The organism is Corallococcus caeni (assembly GCF_036245865.1).
In the GTDB taxonomy this organism is placed as follows: domain Bacteria; phylum Myxococcota; class Myxococcia; order Myxococcales; family Myxococcaceae; genus Corallococcus; species Corallococcus caeni.
Genome location: NZ_BTTW01000002.1, coordinates 956,668 through 980,670, shown reverse-complemented (window position 1 = coordinate 980,670; position 24,003 = coordinate 956,668). Strand labels below are relative to the sequence as shown.

Sequence of the window (24,003 nt, the reverse complement as noted above, 5' to 3'; positions counted from 1 at the left end):
CCCCGCACATTTCCCTGCCCGGCCGGGCCCGCTACGGTTCCACGGCCGACTCACGCCGCCGCGTCAATGCCCGCACGCCAAAGCCCAGCGCCGCCACCACGAGCAACCCGATGACCGCGTACTGGTAGCGCGACACCAGCACCGTCAGCCGCTCCAGGTTGCCGCCCACCGCCATGCCCAGCGCCAGGATGAGGCCGCTGTGCGCCAGCGCGGACACCGCGCCCAGCAACAGCGCGTTGAAGCGAGGGACTCGCGCCGCCCCCGCCGCGATGAAGATGACGCCCCGGATGCCCGGCAGGAAGCGGTTCACCAGCAACAGCCACGGCCCCGCGTGCCGCATCCGCGTCTGCACCTGCTCCAGCCGTGCGTGCGTGAGCCCGAAGAAGGAGCGGCTCGGGTTCGCCTCGAAGCGCTTCGCCAGCCACTGGCCCACCGCGTAGTTGATGAACGCGCCCACCACGCTGCCCGCCGTCACCACCGCGAGCACCAGCCACCAGGGCTTCTCCCCCCGCACGGCGTAGATGCCGCCCATCAACACGATGGTGTCCCCGGGGAATGGCGGCACCACGTACTCCAGCATCGCCGCCACGCCGAGCACCAGGAACCCGAACGGCCCCAGCGAACCAATCAGCTTGTCGACGTGCTCGATCCACATCCGCGCGGTGCCCTCCAGGCCCGGAAGTTCCTCGCGCGAGACTTAAGTCGTCTTGCCGCCCGGCGGAACCCAGGAACCGCAACGTCCGCGCGGCGGTGAACACGCGCGGGCCGGGGCTGCCCCCAGCCCGCCCACGCCGGGCCTTCAGACCAGCGAGAGCCCCCCGTCGACCGTGAAGACGCTTCCGGTGACGAAGGACGCCTCCCCGCTCGCGAGGAAGACGACCGCGTTGGCGATCTCCCCCGGATCCGCGACGCGCTGGAGCGCATGCAGCCGCGCGGCGGCGGAGCGCTGCTCCTCGGAGGCATTCCAGCTCCGGAACATGGGCGTGTCCGCGCCGCCGGAGACGAGCACGTTCGCGCGGATGCCCTGCGGGGCGTACTCGGCCGCGACGGTGCGCGTGAGCCCGATGAGCCCCGTCTTCGCCGCCGCGTACCCGGACGTGCCGGGCATCGCCTTCGTGTACCCGACGAAGGTCCCGACGTTGATGACGCTCCCCCCGCCCGACTTCAACATCGCGCCCACCTGGTGCTTCGTCGACAGGAACGCACTCACCAGATACCCGTCGATCCACTCCCGGAAGCAGGCCGTGTCCAACGTGTGCGTCGGCCCACCGCCGAACGTGCCCCCGGCCGCGTTGACGCCCACGTCGAGCCGCCCGAACGTCTCCAGCGTGAAGCGGACCACGGCCTCGACGTCGCCCTCCCGCGTGACGTCCGCGGCGTGGGCCACCACCTGCCCTCCCCGCTCCGCCGCCATGCGCGCCGTTTCCTCGAGCGGCGCGCCGCGCCTGCCGGCCGCCACCACCCGCGCGCCCTCGCGGGCCAACGCCAGCGCCGTCGCCCTTCCAATCCCTGAACCCGCCCCCGTCACCAGGGCGACCTTCCCTTCCAATCGATGCGTCATCCGACGGTTCTCCCGGACACTGGCCCGCTCATGAGGTCGCGCCCGCGCGGGCCTTCGCCGCGGCGCACGGTCCTCGTAGCGCCGCGAGGCCATGCCCCGCGCTCCGGTTCTTGCCGTCGAATCGAGAAGCCGCGAGCGCCGCCGGGCACGAAGCCCAGGCCGGCGCATCCACCCCGTCAGGCCTGGCGGGGCGCCACCGCCGGCGTCGGCAGCACGGTGCCGCCGTACTGGCTGGCCGCCAGCGTGCCGCACGCGGCGCCAATCTCCTTGCCGCCCGAGTAGCGCCGCGCGATGGGCGCCTTCAGAATCTGGAGGTGGTCCCGGAACGCGCTCAGCTCCTCCGCCGTGGGCGGCAGGTACTTGCCCGTGGGATCCGTCACGTCGATGAGGTCCACCTTGATGGGGATGCCCTCGAACGCGACTTTCAGCGCCTCCGCGTCCTCACGCCCCAGGTTGAAGCCCTGGATGGCCACGTAGGCGATCATCGCCCGCTCGCGCCGCGCCTCGCTGTACTCGCGGATGGCTTCAATCAGCTCCGGCAGCGGGTGCGTCTTCTCGATGGGGAGCACCTTCGCGCGCTTCTCCGGGATGGCGCTCGTCACGCTGAACGCCAGCCGGAACGGATGCCCTTCCCGCGTGTAGCGGCGGATGGCCGGGACATGCCCCGCGGTGGAGAACGTGATGGCCGTGCCGGAGATGGAGAACCCCGCCGGGTGCGAGAGGATCTGCGCCGCGCGGACGGTCTCCTTGTAGTTGAGCAGCGGCTCGCCCATCCCCATGAACACGACGCCCCCCACGCGCCGGTCCGCCTCCGCGCGCACCTGCATCACCTGGTCCAAAATCTCCCAGGTCTGGAGGTTGCGCTGGAAGCCCAGCTTGCCCGTCATGCAGAAGTCGCACGCCAGCGCACAGCCCACCTGGCTGGACACGCAGACGACGTACTTCTCCTCGAAGATGGGGATGCGCACCGCCTCGATGCGGCCGCCCAGCGGCGATTCGAAGAGGTACTTCACGAAGCCGTCTTCCGCCTGACGACGTTCGACGATTTTGAGGGACGGCAGCTCCGCCTGGGCGCGGAGCAGGTCCGCGACCCGGCGCGGCACCTGGGGCGCCAGCGCGATGGCGTCCACCGTGGGACGGGCGTGGGCGAAGACGCCCGCGAACACCTTGCGCACCGCGGTCGCGGACGGTTGGGCCGGCGCGAGCGCCGCTTCCAGCTCCGGCAGCGACAGTTGTTTCAGGTTCACGAGCAGGACTTGATCTTCGAGCGCAGGAACTCGGTCAGCTTCGCCGACACCTCCCGGGGCATCTTCAGCGCCATGGCGCGCTTGCAGAGGCCGGGAGTCGCCCGATAGGTGCTGAGGAATTCCTCGCAGGGCTTACAGCCCGACAGGTGCTCCTGCAGGTGCCGCGCCTCCTCCTCGGGCATCTCGCCTTCGAGGAACTCCAGCAGGAGGTTGATGGAATCTTTGCAGGTATACATCCGAACCTCGGCTGACTGCGGCTCCCCTCGTTCCAGTTCGAAGATGCCGAGACGCCCTGGGGGTTTCACACCCCGCGATTGTCCCGGTTGTAGAACAGGTCGATGGCTTCTCGCAGCGCGAGCCGCGCCCGGTGCAGGCGGCTCTTGATGGCGGGGATGGAGTCCCCCGTCACTTCTGCGATTTGTTCGTAGCTGAGGCCGTCCACGTCTTTCAAGAGGAAGACTTCCCGGTAGCCCTCCGGCAACCGGTCGGCCGCCTGCTGGATTGCCTGCCCCAGCTCCGCGTCCAGCGCCTTCTCCTCCGCGTCCCGGCTCCAGTCCGTGACGGGGTAGTCCGCCAGGGTGCCCCGCTCCGTGAATTCCGGCGCTTGGAGCTCGGACTCGGCCGCCTGGGCCACCCGGCGGTGCCGCAGGCGCATGAGGGCGTGATTCGCCGCGATGCGGTGCACCCAGGACCCGAAGGCCGCCTCGCCCCGGAAGTCCTTCAGGTGCTGGTAGGCGGAAAGGAAGGTGTCCTGGGTGATCTCCGCCGCGTCCGCTTCCGAACGCGTCATCCGCAGCGCCAGGCCGTACACCCGGTCCTGGTGCAGGCCGACCAGGGCCTCGAAGGCGGACACGTCACCGTCCTGGGCCCTTGCCAGGAGCCGCCGGTCTTCTTCCTGCCGGTCTTCTTCCTGGGAAGCCTCTTGGGACATGGCGTCTTCCACCCAACCAGCCAGAACGTTCCGCGTCAAGGACGACGGCGAGGCCGCCGGGACACGAAGCGGCTGACGTGTCCACTGTCCCGGTCCCACAGCCGGAAGGGTTCAGCGGCCCACGCCCCGGCGTACTCCACGCCGATGCGCGGCCCCCGCTCCACCCGCGCCTCGGGCACCGGCGTCCCCGGCAGCAGGTGCAGCCCGTCCAAGTCCAGCTTGAGGCCGTTGTGGTTCAGGTTCAGCCCCAGCACCCGGCACAGCCGCCCGGGCCCGTCCGTCCGCTCGCCGGGCGGGATGCCTTCCACCGGCTCCACCCCTCGCACCAGCACCGCCGCCGCCACCCCGGGCGCGTCCGTCACCACGTTGAAGCAGTGGTGCATTCCGTAGATGAGGTAGACGTAGGAGCGCCCCGCCGGCCCGAACATCACCTCGGTGCGGGGCGTGCGCCCCTTGGACGAATGACACGCTAGGTCGTGCTCGCCCAGGTAGGCCTCCACCTCCACGATGCGGCCCACCCGCCGGCCCTTCACCCCGTCCACCACCAGCAGGGTGCCCAGCAGGTCACGCGCCACCTCCAGGGTGGGCCGGGCGTAGAAGGACAGGGGAAGAGGGCTCATGGGTAGGGGCTTGTCGGGTCGCGGAAGATGATGGCAGACGGCCTCATGCACAACCCACTGAGGGAACGTCTCCCCTTCCTCCGTACCCCGTTCGCCCTGGTGCTGTCGCTCGCGGTCCTCGGAGGAACCGGATGCGGGCGGGAGTCCAGCGTCACCGGCCGCATGCGGGTGCGGTATGGCGGCGTCCCTTCGCGAAGGGAAGCGGGCCCGCGGACTACGCCATCGACGGAACGGTCCAGGTTCCTGCCGAGGGCTGGATGACGATCAACAACCATGTCGACTTCCAGGCCGGCCCCGGACATTCCCCCGGGCTGAAGAAGGCCTGACCTTCGACCTCTCCCTGTGAACACACGGCACGCTCTGGAGCCAGGGGACAGGCGGACCTGCGCACCGCCGCCACATCTCCATTCCTGGCTGCATTCCCGGTCTCCTTTGCCTCTGCCAGCGACTTTCATGGCCGTGAGGCTGACGAACTGAAATTTGAGTCGAAGGCTGTGCTGGCAGTCCGATGATGGGCGTGGGCACCGCGTAGTTGGCGGCGTACCCCTTGCCGCCCCCCTGGGTGGGCGTCGAGAAGACATTCGTGGCGTCCGCGACCAGCGAGAAGCCGGTGAGGGAGGTGGCGGCGACGGGACTGACGCCCATATCCCCCGTCACCGAGGAGGCAGGGCCCTTCGCGACCGCCTGGAAGCCCCAGGGTGTCAGCAGGGCGACGCCGAGCCGGGCCGCGAGCTTGCTGGAGACAGACGGGTGGCGGGGATTTGCAGTGAAGGATTGCACAGAGACTCCGGGGTGACCCCAGACGAAGCGAAGCGCTTCCAGTCCAGGTTTTTTTGTATGGATGAGTCCGTTGCCCGGAGCAAGGCTCGCTCGGGAGGCCCCTGAAACAAACACAACACAGCAATGTCTCACGTCAAGGCAGGCGGCAGGCATTGGCGGCGAAGCGGCACCGCCTCCAGGCAGGTTCGACATAGAGTCTCCCACCGTGGCCTCGCTCAACTACCATCACCTCTACTATTTCTGGGTCGTCGCGAAGGAAGGCAGCATCGTCGCGGCGAGCAAGAAGCTGCGCCTGGCGCACCCGACCATCAGCGGGCAGATTCACCGCCTGGAAGAAGTCCTCGGCGAGAAGCTGTTCGCGCACAGCGGGCGCAACCTGGTGCTCACTGAAGCCGGCCGCGTCGCGCTCCTGTACGCGGAAGCCATCTTCACCCTGGGCGGCGAGTTCCTCGACACCCTCAAGGGACGGGCGTCCGGAGCGCGGCCGCTGCGACTGGTGGTGGGGGTCGCGGATGTGCTCCCTCCGTCCCTCGTGCGGCGGTTCCTCGAGCCCGCCCTGCGCTCCGACCAGCCCGTCCGGTTGGTCTGCCGCGGCGACAAGTCCGTGGTGGAGTTCATCGCCGAGATGGCGGTCCACACGGTCGACGTGGTCATCGCCGACGGGCCCGCGGGGCCCAGCTCCGTCCGGGTGTTCAACCACCTGCTCGGCGAGTGCGGCACGACCTTCTTCGCGGCCCCGAAGCTCGCCACCGCGACGCGCCGCGGCTTCCCGCGCTCCCTGCATGAGGCGCCGTTGCTGCTCCCGGGCGCGCCCTCAGCGGTGCGGCGCACCCTGGACCATTGGTTCGAGTCGCAGGGCCTGAGGCCGAAGGTGGTCGCCGAGTTCGACAACGGCGCCCTGGCGAAGGACTTCGGAAGACAGGGAATGGGTGTCTTCGCGGCCCCGACGGTGATTGAAGCCGAGGTCATGCAGGACTACGGGGTGCGCGTGGTGGGACGGGCGGAAGCGGTCCGCCAGCAGTTCTATGCCATCTCCTCCGAGCGGAAGGTGCGGCACCCCTCGGTGGTCGCCATCTTCGAGGCCGCGCGGCAGGAAATCTTCGCCCGGAAATGACGAAGTCCCCGCCAAGGCGCGGGGACTCCGGGAGCTGCTGGCGGTTCTACCGCCGTGGACGGCTCCGGTGCCCGGCTACGGGGCGGGCTGGACGACGGTGCTGCCGTCGAGGGTGACCTCCGTCTGGGCCAGCAGCCGGCCGTTGACGGAAGCGCCGGTCCGCAGCGTGATGGCCGTCTGGCTCAGGACGATGCCCTCCAGGTGCGCCGTGGTGCCGAGGTCCACCAGCCCGCTGACCTGCCAGAAGACATTCTTGGGCAGCGCGCCACCCGCCAGGACGATGTCGGTGCCGCTGCTCAGGGTCAGGTCCTGGGCAATCTGGAAGATCCACACATCCGTCGCGCTGCCGGTGAGCGTCATGTCCGTCGGGATGAGGACCGCGGTGCCCCACCTGTAGACACCCGGGGTGAGCGTCATCCCGCCGATGTTGCCCGTGCCCAGCTCGGTGAAGTCGGCGGCGCGCCCCGCGGCATTCGTGAAGGCCAGCTCCATGTCGCCGACCGCCGTGGTCAGGTTGGACGGGGTGGGCGACGCGTAGTCGGCCGCGTACACCTTCCCCGTCACCTGGGGCGAGGTCGCGAAGGCGTTGGTGGCATCCGCGGTCAGCGAGAAGCCGGTGATGTAGCTCGCGGCAGCGGGGCTGACCGCCATGTTGCCCGTGACGGCCGAGGTCGGCACCGTGGAGATGCCGCTCTTGGCGAGGATGACGTAGTCACCCGCGGTCCCAAGATTCACGGGGACGCCTGGCACCCGGGTGCTGCCGGTGGTGAAGCTCCAGGTGTGCGGCGCCGCGAGCGCGACGCCAGCGGCGCTCCGGGCGCCGGTGGTGAGAGTCGCGGTGAACAGGGTGTTGCTCGCGAGGTGGGCAGCGGGCAGGAACTCCGCCTTCCTGTTGGCGTAGTGCACCGTGCCCGGGACCGGCTCCGCCGAGGCTCCGGCCGTCAGGGTGAAGGTGCTCGGGGTGAGCGTGGCGCGGTCCATCGCCTCGCTAAAGGTGGCGCTGATGCTGTCATTGAAGGGGACGCCGGTGGCCGCCGCCAGGGGGGTGTTGGAGAGGAGGGTCGGCGCCGTCGCGGTCCCCGCGTCCGCCGTGTTGCCACCGTCCGCCGTGTTGCCACCGTCCGCCCTGCTACCCGCGTCCTCCGGGTCCTGCGCCTCCGAGTCTCCACAGGCGGAGACGAGCACGAGCAGGAGGAGGGCCGCGACGTTCTGGAGCTGCTTCACTTTGGACTTCGTTCTCATCGTCCAGAGATGCGCCTCCTCCGACGTTTTGAAAAGAAGGAACTTTCAGCGTTATCTGACGGTTTTACCGTCATTGGGTCCTTTGAGGCACCGTGCGCTCCGTGACGAGCCGCACACGTCGGTTTTCTCGACATGTGTCCCTGGGCCTGTGGGTTCTTCCGATTTCCGCTGCTGCCACGGACCTGAGTTTCAAGCTGGAGCCGGGCGTGGCCATTCCGCTCAGCGCTCCGCAGTCACAGGTCTACGACATCGGCGGTGTGCTCCTCGCGCGCTTCGGTCATGGGGGCCGCGGGCGACCCGAGGGCGGTGGCCGGGTTTCAGGCCACCGCCTGCCGAAGTATTCGCGTCAGCTGTTGCGACGACCGCTTGAGAGCGCCAGGCGCTACGACATCCCAATGAGGTTCGTTCAAGGGGGACCGCGATGACCGACGGACGTTCCTGGCAGGGCAACTGGAAGGCCCGCCTGTATGAGCGCGTCCGCGAGCGCGGTTACGATTCGCTCACTGTTTTTGCCGAAGCGCACCCAGCCGTTCCACTGAACCAACTCGCCGAGGAACCTGGCAAGGACGACATCGCGGGGGTGCAGGTGTTGGGCGGATTGCATGCCGAGGCAGAGCAGCGCAAGCAGGTCACACGTTTCGTGCGCGACGTGCTCGTGCGCGAACCCTCCTCAGCCCGGCTGGCGCCCGCTTGGCCCCAACGACGAGCTTCTTCGGACACTCCTCCCCGACGAGGAAGCCTGATGTCGGGTCAGGGGACGCCCATTCACGGCCCTCCACGGGCGATTCCTCGCCGCCAACCCCCTGCCCTTCGCTCGTCCTCCACGACGATGACACACCTCGTCATTCCACCCGCCGAACCTCCACCTTCAGTGGACCGGCCGCCGGGGGACAGGGAGCCGGTCCACGAAGCGATGTCCCTCCGTCCTCATGGAGCACTCCGTCAACCATTGAGCGCTCGCATCGGCCCGGAGTCCAAAACCACCGTTCTCCGCCGGCTGACAGGCAGGCGTGTGTGCACTGCGTCGCGACGGCAGTTCACACCGGGGCGGGGCTGGGGCAGATTGCGCCGCATGTCCACTCCTGGCCGGCTCTCCGGTCTCCTGCTTCCCCTGTTCTCCCTTCGCTCGCGGACAGACTTCGGCATTGGCGACTTCGGCGCCATGGATGGCCTGTTCTCCTGGATGAAGGCCGCGCGTCAGCGCCTGCTGATGGTGCTGCCCCTGCTCCCCACCGCGCCCGGAGACCCCAGCCCCTACGCCACCCGGTCCGCGTTCGGCCTCAACCCGCTCTTCATCGACCTGAACCAGGTGCCGGAGTTCCAGGCCACCGGCGGCGAGGGCGCGCTCAGCGACACGCAGAAGCAGCAGTTGGCGGAGGCCCGGGGCGCGCCGCGCGTGCGCTACGACCTGGTGTTCCCGCTCAAGGACGCCGCGTTCGCGCGCGCCTTCGACCACTTCGAGCAGCACGAGTGGACCCCGCGCACGCCGCGCTCCCAGGAGTTCCAGAAGTGGCGCGAGGCGCAGGGCGAGTGGCTGGAGAGCTACGCCCTCTTCACCGCCATCAGCGAGAAGGAGGACCGCCGTCCCTGGTGGCAGTGGCCCGAAGGGCTGCGTACGCGCCAGCCGGAGGCGCTGCGCGCCGTCCAGGCACAGGGGCTGGAGCGCCGCGTGCGCTACCACGCGTGGCTCCAGTGGCTGGCCGAAGTCCAGTGGAACCAGGTCCGCGCGCAGGCGAAGGCGAAGGACGTGCTGCTGTGCGGGGACGAGCCCTTCATCATCGGGCAGGACAGCTCCGACTGCTGGGCCCACCCGGACATCCTGCGCCGCGACGCGCGCCTGGGCGTGCCGCCGGACGACTTCTCCGCCACGGGCCAGGACTGGGGCCTGCCCTACTTCGACTTCGCCGCGATGGAGAAGGACGACTACGCGTGGCTGAAGAAGCGCGCGGCCAAGGCGGCCAGCTACTACGACCTGCGCCGCGTGGACCACGCGGTGGGTTACTTCCGCCAGTGGATCCGCGACGAGAAGAACCCCACCGGCTACTTCGTCCCCGCGGACGAGGCCACCTGGCGCCGCCAGGGCGAGAAGCACTTCCGCCTCCTGTCGGAGGGCGCGGGCATCGTCGCCGAGGACCTGGGCGTGATTCCCCCGTTCGTGCGGCAGATCCTGGCGGACCTGAAGCTGCCCGGCTACCGCGTGCTGCGCTGGGAGCGCGACGACAACACCTACCGCGACCCGCACCGGTTCCCCGCCGTGTCGCTGGTCACCACCGGCACGCACGACACGGAGCCGCAGGCGGAGTGGTGGGAGCAGGCGCGCGAGGACGAGCGCCAGAGCGCCGCGCGCACGTGGCCGGAGTTCCAGGGCGTGGCGGTGACGCGCGAGTTCACCCCGGACATCCACCGCGCCACGCTGGCCGCGGCGCTCAACGCGGGCTCGGACCTGTGCGTGCTGCCGTGGCAGGACGTGCTGGGCACGCGCGACCGCATCAACCTGCCCGGCACCATGGGCGACGCCAACTGGGCCTACCGCATCGCGCAGAACACGGACGCGCTGCTCACGGAGCCGCAGACGAAGGACGCCGCGGAGCGCCTGGCGTGGCTCACCGCCTCGTCGCGCCGCTGACGTGAATCGTCCCCCGGGGCCGCCGGACACGCGGCCGCCCCGGGCGCGGGACGGGTGACGGCGCGGCTATTGGCCGTTGTCCTCGATGCACTTCACCTGGCCGGGGAAGCCGTCGAACACGGCGCAGCGCCGGCCGGCCTTCACGCACTCCAGCCGGTCGCAGATGTTCTCCACGACGCACAGGGGGGGCGAGCGGCCGAACTCCAGGAACAGCTCCGCGCAGAAGCGGAACGGATCCGCGCACCCGATCGAGCCGCAGTAGGGCGTGTCGGAGAGGTTCTCCCCTTCCTTGAGTTGGACCACTTCGTCTTCGCTCACGCCGCAGCCGGTGGCGAGCACCAGCGTGGCCGACAGCAACATCGCGATTCGCCGGACCATAGGGGCCCGAATCTGACGCACCCCGGGCCCGGTTGCACGCGCCACGGCGGGGCCCGGGGGATGGAGGACACTGCCCCCGCCCCCGAGGTCGTGGAATGCGACATTCGCCCCACAAAGAAACATTGCGAAACGCGTCAGGGGCTGGCCTTCCGGTAAGAAACATGGCGTGGCCGACGTCCGACTCCTTCGATTCCGCTCCGCCGTGCCCCTCGCGCTGGCCGTGCTGTTGACGGCGTGCGCCACCACCTCCAATCAGCCCACCGGGCCGAAGGTGAAGTCCCTGGACATCGAGGGGACGAAGCAGGTGGACGAGGGGGACATCAAGGACCGCATCCTCACGTCCTCCACCCCCTGGTACGCGTTCTGGCCCTTCGGCAAGGCGCACTACTTCGACACCAACGCGTGGCAGGCGGACCTGCGCCGCATCGAGCGCTTCTACCAGGCGGAGGGCTTCTACCAGGCGCAGGTGGAGTCCAACGAGGTCATCCCCGACGGCGACAAGGCCGTGCGCCTCAAGGTGGTGGTCAACGAGGGCGCGCCCACCCTCATCGACCGCGTCGAAACGCACGGCCTGGAGGCGCTGAGCCAGGGCGAGGGCCAGCCGTCGCAGCGCGAGCGCGAGCGCATCCTGGAGGAGCTGCCGGTGAAGGCCGGCGACGTGTTCCGCGAGGACACGTGGGTCGCCACCAAGGAGCTGGTGCTCCAGCGGCTCAAGGACCTGGGGTACGCGGAAGCCGAGGTCGGCGGCGAGGTGCGCGTGGACGTGGCCACGCAGAAGGCCGTGGTGGACCTGCAGATCGCCCCGGGCCTGCGCTACCGCTTCGGCAACATCTTCATCGCCACGGACGCGAACCCGCAGGTGCCGCCCCGCCGCATCATCGAGCAGGCGCAGGGCGCCGTGACCAAGGGCGCGTACTTCAGTGAAGCGGCGCTGGCGGAGGCCCAGGCGCGCGTCTTCCGCATGGGCGTCTTCGGCGCGGTGAAGGTGAACCGGGGCGCGCCGGACCGGCAGAACGCCACCGTGCCGGTGGTGGTGGACGTGCGCGAGTCGCCCTTCCACTCCATCAAGCTGGGCGGCGGTATCGGCATCGACGCCGCGCGGCAGGAAGGCCGCATCCTGGGCGAGTGGACCAACCGCAACTTCCGCGGCGGCCTGCGAAGGCTCACGCTGCGCGGGCGCCTGGGCTACGCGTTCATCCCCAACGTGCTGGCGAGCCTCCGCAACGACGAGGGCTCGCAGTCCGGCCCGGTCTTCACCCTCACCACGGAGTTCGAGCAGCCGCGCTTCCTCTTCCGCGACGTGGCCCTGCAGGCCTCCGTCACCGCGGAGAAGGGCTTGCAGCAGGCGTACTCGTTCTACGGCGGCTACCTCAAGACGGGCGTCATCTGGACGCCCCACCCGTCCTTCTCCGTGTTCCCCTCGTACAACCTGCAGCTCTACCGGCTGAAGGGGCAGGTGACCGCGGACGAAACCGTCCCGCCCATCATCCTGGGCTGCAACGACCCGTCCGGAAAGTGCGACGTGGCGCTGAGCTTCCTGGAGGTCGCGTTCGCGTGGGACCGGCGCGACGACCGCACCGAGCCGCGCGACGGCTACTACGCGGCCCTGTCCGTGCAGAAGGGCGGCGGTCCCTTCTTCGGCAACTACGACTACGTCCGGCTGCTGCCGGACCTGCGCTACTACCACTCCATCGGGGAGAAGAAGGAGCTGACGATGGCGGTGAAGCTGCGCATGGGCACGCTGGACCCGGCGGGCGGCGGCCAGAGCTCCATCGTCACCCGCTTCTTCTCCGGCGGCGCCACCGCGATGCGCGGCTTCAACGGCCAGCGGCTGTCCCCCATGACGCCGCTCGCTCCCACCTACAAGAAGGACGACGACGGCAACGTCCTGTTGGACGCGAACGGCAACCCCATCCTGGACTCGTGGGACACGGTGCCCGTGGGCGGCAACAGCCTCTTCGAGACCTCCGTGGAGCTGCGCTACATGCTGACGGACGCCCTGATGGTGGCGGTCTTCTACGACTCCGGCCTCGTGGGCACGGAGGCGCTGTTTGGCAAGAACGCCCCCAAGCTGTTCGGTCCCGAGCACTACCACGCCGTGGGCGCCGGGCTGCGCTACCTCACGGTGGTGGGCCCCATCCGACTGGACATCGCGAGGCGCTTGAACATCGGGCGGGGATTGCCCGTCAGCGATCCCGGATACATCTATCCGTCCTCTGGTGGATGCCTGGGCTTCGGACGCAAGTTCGACAAGGCCTCGACGTCCGCGGATGCAGCGTACGCGGGTGCCCCGGAAGGGCTCTGCGCGGTCCATATCTCCATCGGAGAGGCGTTTTGAGCGACCCCACGACCCCCGCCCCCGCCCCGCCCCACCGGCGCAAGCGCTGGGGACGGCGGATCCTGTGGGGCCTGCTTGGCTTGCTGGGGCTCATCGTCCTGCTGGTGGTGGGCGCGCTCGTGTACGCCACCAGTCCGGGCGGCTCCGCCCGCATCGCCCGCTTCGGCGTCGACCTGGCGAACAAGCAGCTCGCCGGCCGGCTGGAGCTGGGCGGGTTCGACCTGGACTTCAACGGCGCGGTCCTCACCGGCATCAAGCTCTACACGCCCGAAGGCGACCTGGCGGCGGAGATCGCCCGCGTGGAGGCGCGGCTCCACCTGGCGCCGCTCCTGGGCCAGCAGGTGGACCTGACGAAGGTGCGCATCGACACGCCCCGCCTGTACCTGGTGCAGGACGAGCGCGGCCTCAACCTGATGCGCGCGCTGGAGCCCAAGGAGCCCAAGCCGGAGGAGCCGCCCACCCAGAGCCAGAGCGCGCTGCGCATCGACCTCAAGGACTTCGAGCTCAGCCACGGCTACGTGGACTTCCAGCAGGAGCTGCCGGACGGCGGTGAGCGCCAGGTGCGCCTGGAGGAGCTCGGCGCGAAGGGTGAAGGCCACTACGGCCTGGCGGACATGGACTTCGCCGCGGACCTCCAGGCCACGGGCGGCCTCACCCGTCCGCTCACGGGCCCGGTGCGCCTGGTGCTCAAGGGCCAGGGCAAGGACGTGGTGCGCCAGGTGGACGCGCAGCTGGCGCTGGCGGGCATCGAGGCGGACCTGGGCGCGAAGCAGTCCGGTGAGACGGCCGCGGCCGTGGAGCTGCGCCGCCTGCGGGTGCCGCCCGAGCCCGTGAAGGCCTTCGTGCCCGCGTACCCGCTGGTGGTGCCCATTGAAGCGAAGGGCACCGCGTCCATGGACGGCGACCTCGCGAAGGCGAAGCTGGGCGCGGCCGCGGGCAAGGCCACGCTGGACCTGACGGGCGACGTGAACCTCAAGACGTACCGCACCACGGAGACCACCGTGAAGGCGCGCGGGGTCAACCTGGCGGAGCTGATGGAGGGGGGCATCCCCACCAACATCGCCGCGGACCTCGTCGCGCACGGCGGCGGCGACAGCGTGGACACGCTGGACGGCGACGTGGCCCTCACGGTGTCCCCGTCGGAGTACCGGGGCCAGTCGGTGGGCCCCATCGAGCTGAAGGCCAGCGCGAAGGACGGCCGCTACAACGTGGCCAACCTGCGCGTGATGATGCCGGGCGCGGCGTTCATCGCGTCCGGCGAAGGCACCACGAAGGCGCTGGAGGCGCGCGGCAGCCTGTCCGCGGGCAACCTGAAGCTGCTGTCCCAGGCGCTCAACAAGCTCTTGCCCGGCGGCACCGTGCCGCCCATGTCCGGCAGCGGTTCGCTGGAGCTGCTGGTGCAGGGGCCGCCGCGCTCGCCGGGGGTGAAGGCGGACGGCAACTTCGTCGCGCTGAACTACGGCGACATCGCCATCACGGACCTGACGCTCAAGGCGAGCGTGCCGGACGTCACCCGGCCGCTCACCACCGACGCCACCGTGCTGGTGAGCCAGCTGAAGACCGCGGGCAGGACCTTCCGCGACCTGTCCCTGGCGCTCACCACCGACGCGAACCGCGAGCTGAAGGCGAGCGTGCGCGTGGACGGCGACGCGCAGCTCGCGCTGGGCGTGGAGGGCACGGTGGACGCGGACAACGAGGGGCTGGCCATGCGCGCCTTCTCGCTGTCCTGGCCGGAGGCCACCTGGACGCTCCAGCAGCCCACGCACCTGGCGTTCGGGGGCGGGCGCATCGCGCTGGAGCCGCCGCTGGCGCTCGCGTCGGGGCCGCAGACGCTGAAGATCGCCGCGCTGAAGGACGGCGAGCGCGTGGACGCGCGCATCGACCTGGGCGCCTTTGACCTGTCCAAGCTGCCGCGCATCGCGGTGCCGCAGGACCTGGGCCTGGGCGGCACGCTGTCCGGCCACGTCGCGGCGAAGGGGCGCATGGCCCGGCCGGACGCGGACGTGGACCTCACCCTGGTGGACGGCAAGGCGCGGGGCTACGAGGGCCTGGGGCTCCAGGTGAAGGCGCAATACGTGAAGGACCGCGCCACCGGCACGCTGGGCGCGGAGCTGAACGCGGCGCGCGTGTCCTCCAGGTTCGACGTGCCCGTGCAGGGCGTGCTCCGCCGCCGCAACGAGCCCCTCTCCCTGACGGTGAACCTGGAGAAGCTGGACGTCGCGGAGACGCTGAAGCTCGCGGCCCAGCCGCCCGGCCCCACGGGACAGATTACCGGCACGCTGGTGGTGAACGGCTCCGCGAAGGACCCGCGCCTGGACCTGAAGGTGGTGGGCGCGGACCTGCGCTACCCCGGCCGGCCGGAGGCCCTCTTCGCACAGGCGCTGGGCTTCGAGCTGCACGCGAACTCCGACGCGAACGACGCCACGCTGGGCGCACGGCTGGACGTGAAGGGCATCGCGCCGCGGGCCTACGTCGCGCTGAAGACGCCCTTCACGCTGGGCGGCGTCATCGCGAAGCCGCCCACGCCCGCGCAGGCGCTGGAGGCGCCGCTGCACCTGGAGGCGCTGATTGCGGAGCTGCCGCTGAAGCTGCTCCAGGGCGCGGAAGGCGTGGACAAGCCGGACGGCACGGTGACGCTGAAGGCGGACGTGAACGGCTCCGCGCTCGCGCCGCTGGGCCGCGTGGAGCTGCAGGCGAAGGGCGTCACCGCCAACGGCCTGCCGCCCCTCAACGGCACCGCGCTGGCGCTGGCGGGCGACAAGGACGTGAAGCTGACGCTGGACGTGCAGCGCCCCGACGGGCCGCTGGCCACGCTGGAGGCGCGCGTGCTGGCGCCGCTGGCCGCGCTCCAGGACCGGGAGGTGGTCAGCCGCGTGCCCTTCCGCATGAAGGGGCGCGTGGGGCCCGTGCCCTTGAGCGAGCTTCCCGGCATGGCGGTGCGGCAGCCCGGGCAGGGCAACCGCGGGCCGCAGGGCGTGCTGGCCATGGAGCTGATCGCGCGCGGCACGCCGGAGGCCCCGGAGCTGGAGCTGAACGCGGGCCTGCAGGGCCTGGGCGTCGCGCAGACGGCGCTGGGGCAGGCGCGGCTGCACTACTCCTACTCGGAGGCGAAGTCCCTCTTCGACGCGATGCTCACCGCGCCCGGCGGCGGGTCGCTGCTCTTGGGCGGCACGCTGGGGCTGGACCTGTCGCTGCCCGCGTTCCAGGCCGCGCAGGGGCCGGCGAAGAAGGTGGACCGGGCGCCGGTGGAGGTGTCGCTGCGCGCGCGCCGCTTCGACCCGACGTTCCTCTCCGGCATCTCCCCGTACGTGCGCTCGCTGGGCGGGCTCATGCAGGCGGACGCGAACCTGGGCGGCACCGTGGGCGCGCCCACCTTCAAGGGCACCCTGGCGTGGAAGGACGGCAAGCTGGGGCTGATGGGCTACGGCGAGTACCACGACATCCAGCTCGCGCTGAACGCGTCGCAGCAGCGCATCGAGCTCAAGCAGCTCACCGCGAAGTCCGGCAACGGTTCGCTGGAGCTGACGGCCACCGCGAACCGCCAGGGTAAGAGCGGCGAGTTCGTGATGGAGGGCAAGGGCCACACCAAGAACCTGCCCATCGTAGTGGAGGACCAGCTGATGGCCCTGCTCACGCTGAACCTGTCCATGAAGGGCAGCCTCAGCGAACGGCTGGTGAACATCAGCGACCTGTCCATCCCGGAGGCGCACGTCGAGTTGCCGGAGGCCAAGCGCAAGGACCTGCAGCCGCTGGAGCGCCCCGTGGACGTGGTGATGGTCCGCAACGGCGTGCCCGTGGACAAGCGCAAGAAGAAGGAGAAGGCGCCCACGCAGGTGGCCACGTCGCAGAAGGCGCAGAACCCGCGCAACGCCCCGGACTCGCCCGGCATGCCCGGCAACCCGCAGCCCACCGTGGGAGGCAGCGGGGACGCGGGCGGGCCCACGTCACAGGCGGAGGCGGAGGCCCTGGCGGAGGACGGCGAGGAGGAGGAGGCGCCGCAGCGCCAGTTCTGGGTGAACATCAACGCGCCCCGCAACCTCTGGGTGCGCGGCACGGACCTCAACGTCCAGCTGGGCCTGTCCGAGGGCTTCCGCGTCGAGTACGCCAACGAGGCGCGCATGTTCGGCGAGGTGATGGTGCTGCTGGGCCGCGTGGACGTGCTGGGCCGCCGCTTCGACGTGCAGCGCGACAGCCAGGTGCGCTTCACCGGCCCGGTGATGACGCCGTACATCAACGTCACCGCCGAACACCGCAACGACAACGCGAACGTCACCGTCTTCGTCACCGTGCGCGGGCAGGGCAAGGAGGTGACGCTGAAGACCACGAGCGACCCGGCCCTGCCGGAGTCGGAAATCTACACGCTGCTCGCCACCGGCCGCCGCACGCTGGAGCGCGGCTCCGGCGCGTCCATGAACGCGGGCGCGCAGGCCGCCTCCGTGGTGGGCTCATTCGTCGCCAACGAGGCGCGCAAGGCCATCGCCGCGAAGCTGCCCCTGGACGTGCTCTCCATCGAGGCGGGTGAAGGCGGCATCGCCGGCACCAAGCTGGAGGTGGGCACGTACGTGACGGACAAAATCTACGTCGGCTACACCGGCCGCGTGGGCGCCAACCTCCAGAAGGGGGAGAACGCCAACGCCGTGCGCTTCCAGTACCTCTTCAGCCCGCGCTGGAGCCTGGAGGGCATGTACGGCGACGCGCGCTCCGGCGGCCTGGACCTCATCTGGACGAAGGAATACTGACCGCCCGGACGCGCCATGTCCGGGCGGCGGCGTGACGGCTACAGCGCGTACGTGGCGTAGCAGGTGCCCACGGGCCCCACGCCCGTGGTGTCCGCGCCCGGCGCGTCCCGCCACACCCCTTCCGCGCCGCACTGCTGCCAGAGGGTGCTGCTCGCCTGCACGCAGGTGCGCGTGGGCACGCCGCGGCCCAGGCGCGTGGAGACGCAGTACGGGAAGGACACGTTGCAGTTGGACGGCTTCGTCGTGGTGCCGCCAATGAAGACGCCCTGCGAGCACTGGCGCCACAGCGCGTCCGACGAGCTCTGCACGCACGAGCCTTCCGGCACCGTGGCGTCCACCGTGCCGGAGTAGCACCCCTCCGTGGTGGTGAGCGTCCACGGGTACGCCGTCTTGTAGCGGTTGTAGATGGACGCCATCAGCGACGAGCCGCCCACCGTGGTGCGGCCGCACTGGATGGCGTACGCGCCCACCCAGGGCGTGTACGTGTAGAGCGCCGCGGTGGCGTTGTTCACCGGCTTCACCGAGCACGGGTCGGACGTGGACTTCGTCACCCCCGTCTTCCAGCCGGAGATGGTGGCGCGGCCCGCCTCCAGGTCCGTGAGGTAGCCGCGCATCTTCTTCGCCGCGCACTCCACCTGCTTGCCGAAGCCCACGTATTGCGCGTCACAGCCGCTGCCGTCCGGACAGCCACAGCCCGTGGCCTTGCTCAGGTTCGTGGACGTGCCGCTCTGGATGAGGCTGGACTCGCCCTGGATGCGCGCCAGCATGTACAGCGGGCTGATGTTGGACGCGCGCGAGCGCTCCACGATGAGCGTCGCCGCCGTCTTGCCGTAGGCCGGGTCCGTGTACCCCGCCAGGTACGAGCCCTGCTGCTGCAGGAAGGCCTGCACCTGCGCCGGTGTGATGCCCGTGCCGCCCGTGACGTCCGAGTCCTCCAGCAGGCGGTGCATGTCGTACTTCGTCGTCGCCTCCTGGAGCACCTGCCCGGTCAGCTCGTCGATGACGGGCTCGGGGGTTTCATCCAAGGGACCACAGCCGGCCGCCAGCAGCGCGGGGACCAGCAGCACACACCATCGGAGCTTCATCACGCACACCTCGGGGGAAGGCCGGCTGTTCGCCGGTGGGGCGAGCGTGACTCAAGACTTCCTTGGAATGCGAGAACAACCTCTCAGGAGAGAGAGGCATGCGGGGACAGGGCCGGAGTAGAGTTTTGGACATCATGCGGACCCCTGCCCTGTTTCGTCGGAAGTGTTGGCCGTTCCTCGCCGCGGGCCTGCTGGCCGTGGCGGGCTGTTCGGATTCGAGTTCGCCGGGTGAGGAGCCCGGACCGGGCACGGATGGGCCCGGGGTGACGCCGGGTGACGGCTCGGAGTGCCTGGGCGCGAAGTTCCTGGGCACGCTGGGCAAGAGCACGGTGATGGTGGGCGCGCAGATGGAGGATGACACCGCGAAGGCGGCGCCCTTCGACGTGCGCTACCTCTACATCGCGGCGGGCGTGTTCGACTCGAAGGACGCGTGCCAGTCGTGCACGTCCGGGTGCACGTCCGTCGGCACGTCGTGCGCCAACGGCGGCTGCAACTGGTGGGGCTGCTGGCAGGATGTCCAGCAGCCGCCCGGCGACTACGTGCGCGGCTTCATCAAGTCCGCGCAGGCGAACGGGCAGCTCCCCTTCATCACCTACTACGAGGCGTTCCAGGCCAGCGGCTACACCGAGGGCGAGGAGCAGCTGAAGGCGCTCAACGACGCCGCGTTCCTGGGGCGGTACCTGGCGGACTGGCGGTTCCTGCTGAAGCAGGTGGGCCAGGAGAAGGTGCTGCTGCAGATCGAGCCGGACATGTGGGCCTATCTCCAGTTCTTCCCGTCCGACGGCAGGGCGCAGTCCACGCCGGTGGCGGTGAAGGCGGCGAACTCCACGGACTGCGGCACCCAGGAGAACAACGCCGCGGGCCTGGGCAGGTGCATGATCGCCATGGTGCGCAAGTACGCGCCCAACGCGAAGGTGGGCCTGCACGCGAGCGCGTGGGCGACGAAGACGGACGTGTCCGGCAACACGGACGCGTCGTTCGACGTGGCGGGCGAGGCGAACAAGGTCGCGGACTTCCTGCTGTCCGTGGGCGCGGGCGACACGGACTTCGTCACGGTGGAGGCGTCCGACCGCGACGCGGGCTGGTACCAGGAGACGACGGGCAACGCGGTCTGGTGGGATCCGGAGAACCGCAAGCTGCCGCACTTCCACCAGGCCTTCACCTGGGCGAAGGCCGTGTCCACGCGGCTGAACAAGCCGCACATCTGGTGGCAGCTGCCGGTGGGCAACATGGCCCTGCCCAACAGCAAGCAGAAGTGGCGCGACAACCGCGTGGACTACTTCCTCACCCACCCGGGCGAAGTGGCCGCCGCGGGCGGCGTGGGCATGCTCTTCGGCGCGGGCAACTACGAGCAGACCACGCCGGAGACGGATGGCGGCAACCTGGTGAAGCGCGTGAAGGCCTACAAGGACGCGGGCGGCCAGGCCGCGTGCGTGAAGCCCTGAGCCGCTGAAGCAGGTCCCGCGTCGTCGCTTCCCGGGTGCTGGCGTGCGCGCCTTCCGCCAGCACTAGCTCAAACGAGTGACTGCCACTCCTCGCGTGCCTTCTCCAACTTGGGGCCCGTGAAGGGGTGGATGTCTCGCGATGCGAGGGGGAAGCGATGACCAGCGCTGAGTTCCTGTCCGATGTGGAGTCCCTCGACGCCATGGACCCCTGGGAGGGCGCGGATGCCCTCCAGGAGTTGGAGGCGCTGGCGGACGAGTTCAGCGACCTGGAGGCCTTCGAGGCCGAGGGCTTCGAGGACGACCCCTTCGGGGCCGAGGGCTTCGAGGACGACGGCTTCGAGGAGCTGTTCGCCGAGGCCGAGGCGGAGGACGCCTTCCTGGAGGAGGACGGCTTCGACGGGTTCGAGCAGGACCTGGCCAGCGGTCTGTACGTTCCGGCGCCCAGCAACCGCCTCGTGTCCGGTCCCGCCGCGGTGACGCTGGCGCGGGCGCTCAACCCCTTCGTCCTGGAGTCCATGGACGCGGATGACGCGGAGGCGTTCCTCGGCGGCATCGCCCGGCGCGTGCGCAGCGCCGCGCGCGGCGTCGCCCGGGGCGTGCGGCGGGTGGGCAAGCTCGGGGGCGCGGCGCTGCGCCGCGCGGGGCCGCTGCTCGCGCGCGCGCTGCCGGTGGTCCAGCGCGTGGCGGGGCTCGCGGGGCCGTGGGGGCGGGTCGTCGCGGCGGGCATTGGCGCGGCGCAGGGGCTGCTGCGGGGACAGGGGCTGCGCGGCGCGCTCGCGGGCGCGGTGGGGGGCCTGGTCCCCGGCGTGGGCGGGCGCATCGCCTCCTCCCTCCTGCGCGGCGACGGCGCGGACGACGACGCGTCGCTGGATGCGCTCGCGGACATGGCGGATGCGCGGCAGGTGCCGCCCGCCGTCGCCCTGCCGCTGGGCGCGGGGCTCGCGGCGCGGGTGGTGAGCCGGCAGGCGGTGCCCGTGAGCCACGCGCTCGGGGCCGCCGCCCAGGGCGTCCTGCGCTCGCGCACGCGCGGCCTGGAGCAGCACCTGATGCGGCTCGCCCTGCAGGTGCCGGGCACCCCGGGCCGGCGGCTGCGGCTGATGCGCCTCATCGCCCGGCTGGCGGCGGGGAACCTGCGCCTGCGCGGCCCGGGCGGCGCCATCGGGGCCCTGCCCCGGGTCGTGCAGGGCGCGGGCCGCCGGGTGCTCACGCGCGCGGCGCGGATGCCCACGTTGGGCGTCATCCCGCCGCGCGTGGCGGCGCAGCGGGTGCATGCGCGGCGGCAGGTGCTGCGCCGCATCCCCGTCGCCGCCGTCAGCATCGCGGCCGCCCGCCGCGCCTAGGCCCGGCCCTTCCCGGCGTCGCCGACAGCGCGCGTTCGCCATGCCCGGACCTCCCCGCTCACGACGCCTCCGTCGCCGAGCGTCCGCCGCGCCCGGGCCCATCCACTCATGAAGTCTTCAGGACAAGGAGGAGTACCCATGCAACCGCAGCCTTTCGAGGAGGAGTTTTCGAGCCAGGGCGATGAGATGTCCGACCTGCTGGCAGAGGGCGAGGAGGGCTTCGAGGACGAAGGCTTCGAGGCCGAGGGCTTCGAGGGCGAGGGCTTCGAGGCCGAGGGCATGGAGGAGGGCTTCGAGGGCGAGGGCTTCGAGGCCGAGGGCATGGAAGAAGGCTTCGAGGGCGAGGGCTTCGAGGCCGAGGGCATGGAGGAGGGCTTCGAGGCCGAAGGCTTCGAGGCCGAGGGCATGGAGGAGGGCTTCGAGGCCGAGGGCTTCGAGGCGGAAAGCCCCACCGCCCTGGAGGACACCTTCGCCGACGCGATGGACGCCCAGGACGAGGAGGAGTTCCTCCGCCGCCTGAGGGCTGGCGCGCGCCGGCTGGCCTCCGTGGCCGGGCCCACCTTCCAGCGCATCCGCCGGCGGGCCATGCCCATCGCCATGCGGCTCATCCGCCAGGCCGCGCCCCGGCTGGGCGGCATCGCGGGCCAGGAGGTTGGCCGCACCCTCGGCGGGCTGCTGCGCGCGGACGCCATGGACGCCTTCGCGGACGCCGCCGGGGACTACGCCGGTGAAGAGGACCTGGACGCCTTCAACCGCGTGCTGGGCGGGCTCGCGGCGCGGCACGTGGTGCGCAACACGATGTCCCCCGCGCGCCGCCGGCAGAACCCCCAGCAGGCCCGGGCGCTGGGACGGGCGGTGGGGCAGATGACGACGCAGCTCGCCTCGCGCATCAGCCAGCGCTACGGCCCGAGGGCCCTGCCGGCGGTGACGCGCGTGGTGCGTCAGGTGACCCGGCTGGTGCGCCAGCAGGGCGCGAGCCCCCAGGCCGTGCCGCGGATGCTCCGCCGCATCGGCGGGCGCGTCGTCTCCAGCCCCCAAGTGGTGCGCCGCCTGGCCCGGCCGCTCGCGGGCGTGCGGCAACTGCGGGCGCGCGCGGGCCTGCGCCGGCCCGGTCAGCGCGGCCGGCTGAACCCCATGATGGGAGGCCCCGGCCTTCGCCGGTTGCGGACCGTCACGCTCCGGGGGCCGGTGCGCATCGTCGTGCGGTGAGCCAGGTGGCGTGAGCGGAAAGAGGGGGAGGCGGGCAATGGCGGACGCGCTTCAGCGGTTCCTGCGGGCCAAGGTCCAGAGCATCACGTTCCGGGCGGGGCGGCTGTCGCGCCTCACTCCGCAGGACGTGGGCATCCGGCCCCGGGACGTCCCCTATGCCCCCTCCACCGCGCACTTCGCCGCGGCGAACGCGCGGCTCATGGAGATTGACCGCGACGTGCGCCGCGCCCTGGAGCGGCTGAACGGCCGGCTCCACGGCGCGCCGCTCAAGCCCCATGAGGTGCTGGAGCGCAACGCGCTGCTGGAGCGCGAAATCGACCGCGCCCGCCGCGCCTACGGCCTCTTCTTCGACGTCTTCAGCCAGCGCGGCACGCGGTTCGCGCCGGCCCTGGCGGCCTGCGACGCCATCGCGGTGGACTGCTTCCAGGCCGTGAGGAAGGCCGCGCCGGGGCTGCTGCAAGGCCCCATGCTCAAGCCGCTCACCTACCTGGAGCACGGCTTCTCCCCGGCCACCTTCCGGCGCGGCGTGCTGCTCCGCCGGCTGCTCGGGGAGCGCAACCCCTTCCCGCTCATCCGCGTGCCCTACGAGCGCGTGGAGGCGCCGTGGGGCATGGGGGTCATCCTCCATGAAATCGGCCACAACCTGCAGGCGGACCTGGGCATCTGGCAGGAGACGGAAGTCGCCCTCCAGCGGCGGGTGCTGCACGCCACGGGCAACCCGTGGCTCACGCGCCTGTGGGGCCGCTGGCACAAGGAGATCTTCGCGGACCTCATGGCGTGCCTGCTCGGGGGCCCCGCGTCGGTGCACTCGATGAAGGACTTCCTCGCGTACCCGCCGTCGCGGGTGCTGACGTTCCACCCGCTCAGCGCGCACCCCACGCCGTTCCTGCGGGTGTTCATCCAGGCGGAGATGCTCCGGCGCATGGGCTTCCAGCGTCAGGCCCATGAGGTGTGCGGCAACTGGAACCGGCTTTACCGCTCGCGGCTGCCCTTCGCCCGCATCCCGCGGATGCTGCTGGCCACGGCGCCCAGGCTCATCCCCCACGTGGTGGATGAGATTGCCTTCCAGCCCCGGCGGGGCCTGGCGCAGCGCGCGCTGGTGGACGTGGTGCCCTTCTGGCCGTCGGATCAGGAGCGCATCGAACGGGCCGCGGAGTCCCTGGCGCGGGGGCACATCCCGCCGGGACTGCCGCCGCGCTACGTGGTGAGCGCCAGCCGCGAGGCGCTCGAACGGAGGCTGGCCCCGCCCGAGCGCATCTCTCGGACGGTGCTCAATCATCTGGTGAGGCTTGGCTCGCGGAGCGCGCGGATGCCAGCCGTGGGCGTCACCCTGGCCGCATGACAGGAC

General features: G+C 70.9%; 18 protein-coding genes and 1 pseudogene. 9 read left to right on the top strand and 10 right to left on the bottom strand.

Annotated elements, in window-relative coordinates; all coding sequences use genetic code 11:
• Positions 1-31: 31 nt before the first annotated feature.
• From AABA78_RS12140 to AABA78_RS39190, 7 genes are all read right to left on the bottom strand, one after another.
• A complete protein-coding gene (locus AABA78_RS12140; protein WP_338263127.1) occupies positions 32-655 on the bottom strand; it encodes a DedA family protein in 624 nt (207 codons plus the stop codon).
• A 144-nt stretch (positions 656-799) separates the two neighbouring features.
• On the bottom strand, positions 800-1,561 hold the full coding sequence (locus AABA78_RS12135) for an SDR family oxidoreductase (protein ID WP_338263126.1): 762 nt from the start codon (positions 1,559-1,561) through the stop codon (positions 800-802).
• Positions 1,562-1,737: 176 nt separating this feature from the next.
• Positions 1,738-2,808: a radical SAM protein gene (locus AABA78_RS12130; protein ID WP_171420690.1), complete on the bottom strand. Its 1,071-nt coding sequence runs from the start codon at positions 2,806-2,808 to the stop codon at positions 1,738-1,740.
• Entirely contained in the window at positions 2,805-3,044 is a 240-nt protein-coding gene (locus AABA78_RS12125) for an anti-sigma factor family protein (RefSeq protein WP_014399836.1), read from the bottom strand. The genes AABA78_RS12130 and AABA78_RS12125 overlap by 4 nt, the downstream gene beginning before the upstream one ends.
• A gap of 65 nt (positions 3,045-3,109) precedes the next feature.
• The gene (locus AABA78_RS12120; protein ID WP_120524966.1) at positions 3,110-3,739 is read right to left on the bottom strand and encodes an RNA polymerase sigma factor; all 630 of its coding nucleotides are present in this window, start codon (positions 3,737-3,739) and stop codon (positions 3,110-3,112) included.
• Positions 3,740-3,774: 35 nt separating this feature from the next.
• Positions 3,775-4,359, bottom strand: coding sequence for a DNA-3-methyladenine glycosylase (locus AABA78_RS12115; RefSeq protein ID WP_338263125.1), 585 nt, complete (start codon positions 4,357-4,359; stop codon positions 3,775-3,777).
• Between the two features lie 264 nt (positions 4,360-4,623).
• On the bottom strand, positions 4,624-5,292 hold the full coding sequence (locus AABA78_RS39190; protein ID WP_353544784.1) for an ice-binding family protein: 669 nt from the start codon (positions 5,290-5,292) through the stop codon (positions 4,624-4,626).
• Positions 5,293-5,344: 52 nt separating this feature from the next.
• Between AABA78_RS39190 and nhaR the strand changes: the two genes are divergently transcribed.
• Positions 5,345-6,253, top strand: coding sequence for a transcriptional activator NhaR (gene nhaR, locus AABA78_RS12110; protein WP_338263124.1), 909 nt, complete (start codon positions 5,345-5,347; stop codon positions 6,251-6,253).
• A gap of 75 nt (positions 6,254-6,328) precedes the next feature.
• On the opposite strand, the gene AABA78_RS12105 is transcribed toward nhaR, so the two are convergent.
• Positions 6,329-7,495: an ice-binding family protein gene (locus AABA78_RS12105; RefSeq protein ID WP_338263123.1), complete on the bottom strand. Its 1,167-nt coding sequence runs from the start codon at positions 7,493-7,495 to the stop codon at positions 6,329-6,331.
• A gap of 421 nt (positions 7,496-7,916) precedes the next feature.
• Here AABA78_RS12105 and AABA78_RS12100 point away from each other — a divergent pair.
• A pseudogene (locus AABA78_RS12100) lies at positions 7,917-8,238 on the top strand (hypothetical protein).
• Positions 8,239-8,567: 329 nt separating this feature from the next.
• On the top strand, positions 8,568-10,121 hold the full coding sequence (locus AABA78_RS12095; protein ID WP_338263122.1) for a 4-alpha-glucanotransferase: 1,554 nt from the start codon (positions 8,568-8,570) through the stop codon (positions 10,119-10,121).
• Between the two features lie 66 nt (positions 10,122-10,187).
• Here AABA78_RS12095 and AABA78_RS12090 read toward each other — a convergent pair whose 3' ends face one another.
• Positions 10,188-10,499, bottom strand: coding sequence for a hypothetical protein (locus tag AABA78_RS12090; RefSeq protein ID WP_171419532.1), 312 nt, complete (start codon positions 10,497-10,499; stop codon positions 10,188-10,190).
• 166 nt (positions 10,500-10,665) lie between these two features.
• On the opposite strand from AABA78_RS12090, the gene AABA78_RS12085 reads away from it, so the two are divergent.
• Positions 10,666-12,837, top strand: a complete 2,172-nt coding sequence (locus AABA78_RS12085; protein WP_338263121.1) for an autotransporter assembly complex protein TamA — start codon at positions 10,666-10,668, stop codon at positions 12,835-12,837.
• Positions 12,834-17,576 (top strand): translocation/assembly module TamB domain-containing protein, encoded by a 4,743-nt coding sequence (locus AABA78_RS12080; RefSeq protein WP_338263120.1) that lies wholly within the window; start codon positions 12,834-12,836, stop codon positions 17,574-17,576. Before AABA78_RS12085 ends, AABA78_RS12080 begins: the two co-directional genes overlap by 4 nt.
• 38 nt (positions 17,577-17,614) lie before the next feature.
• Here the strand turns inward: AABA78_RS12080 and AABA78_RS12075 are convergent, their stop codons facing one another.
• Positions 17,615-18,661, bottom strand: a complete 1,047-nt coding sequence (locus AABA78_RS12075) for a hypothetical protein (protein ID WP_338263119.1) — start codon at positions 18,659-18,661, stop codon at positions 17,615-17,617.
• 134 nt (positions 18,662-18,795) lie between these two features.
• Between AABA78_RS12075 and AABA78_RS12070 the strand changes: the two genes are divergently transcribed.
• The 4 genes from AABA78_RS12070 (at position 18,796) to AABA78_RS12055 (ending at position 23,997) form a co-directional block, all read left to right on the top strand.
• Complete coding sequence (locus AABA78_RS12070) at positions 18,796-20,106, top strand: hypothetical protein (RefSeq protein ID WP_338263118.1); 1,311 nt, start codon at positions 18,796-18,798, stop codon at positions 20,104-20,106.
• Between the two features lie 155 nt (positions 20,107-20,261).
• Entirely contained in the window at positions 20,262-21,446 is a 1,185-nt protein-coding gene (locus AABA78_RS12065; RefSeq protein WP_338263117.1) for a serine/threonine-protein kinase, read from the top strand.
• A gap of 138 nt (positions 21,447-21,584) precedes the next feature.
• Positions 21,585-22,655, top strand: coding sequence for a hypothetical protein (locus tag AABA78_RS12060; protein ID WP_338263116.1), 1,071 nt, complete (start codon positions 21,585-21,587; stop codon positions 22,653-22,655).
• Positions 22,656-22,692: 37 nt separating this feature from the next.
• The gene (locus tag AABA78_RS12055; protein WP_338263115.1) at positions 22,693-23,997 is read left to right on the top strand and encodes a hypothetical protein; all 1,305 of its coding nucleotides are present in this window, start codon (positions 22,693-22,695) and stop codon (positions 23,995-23,997) included.
• Positions 23,998-24,003 lie beyond the last annotated feature (6 nt).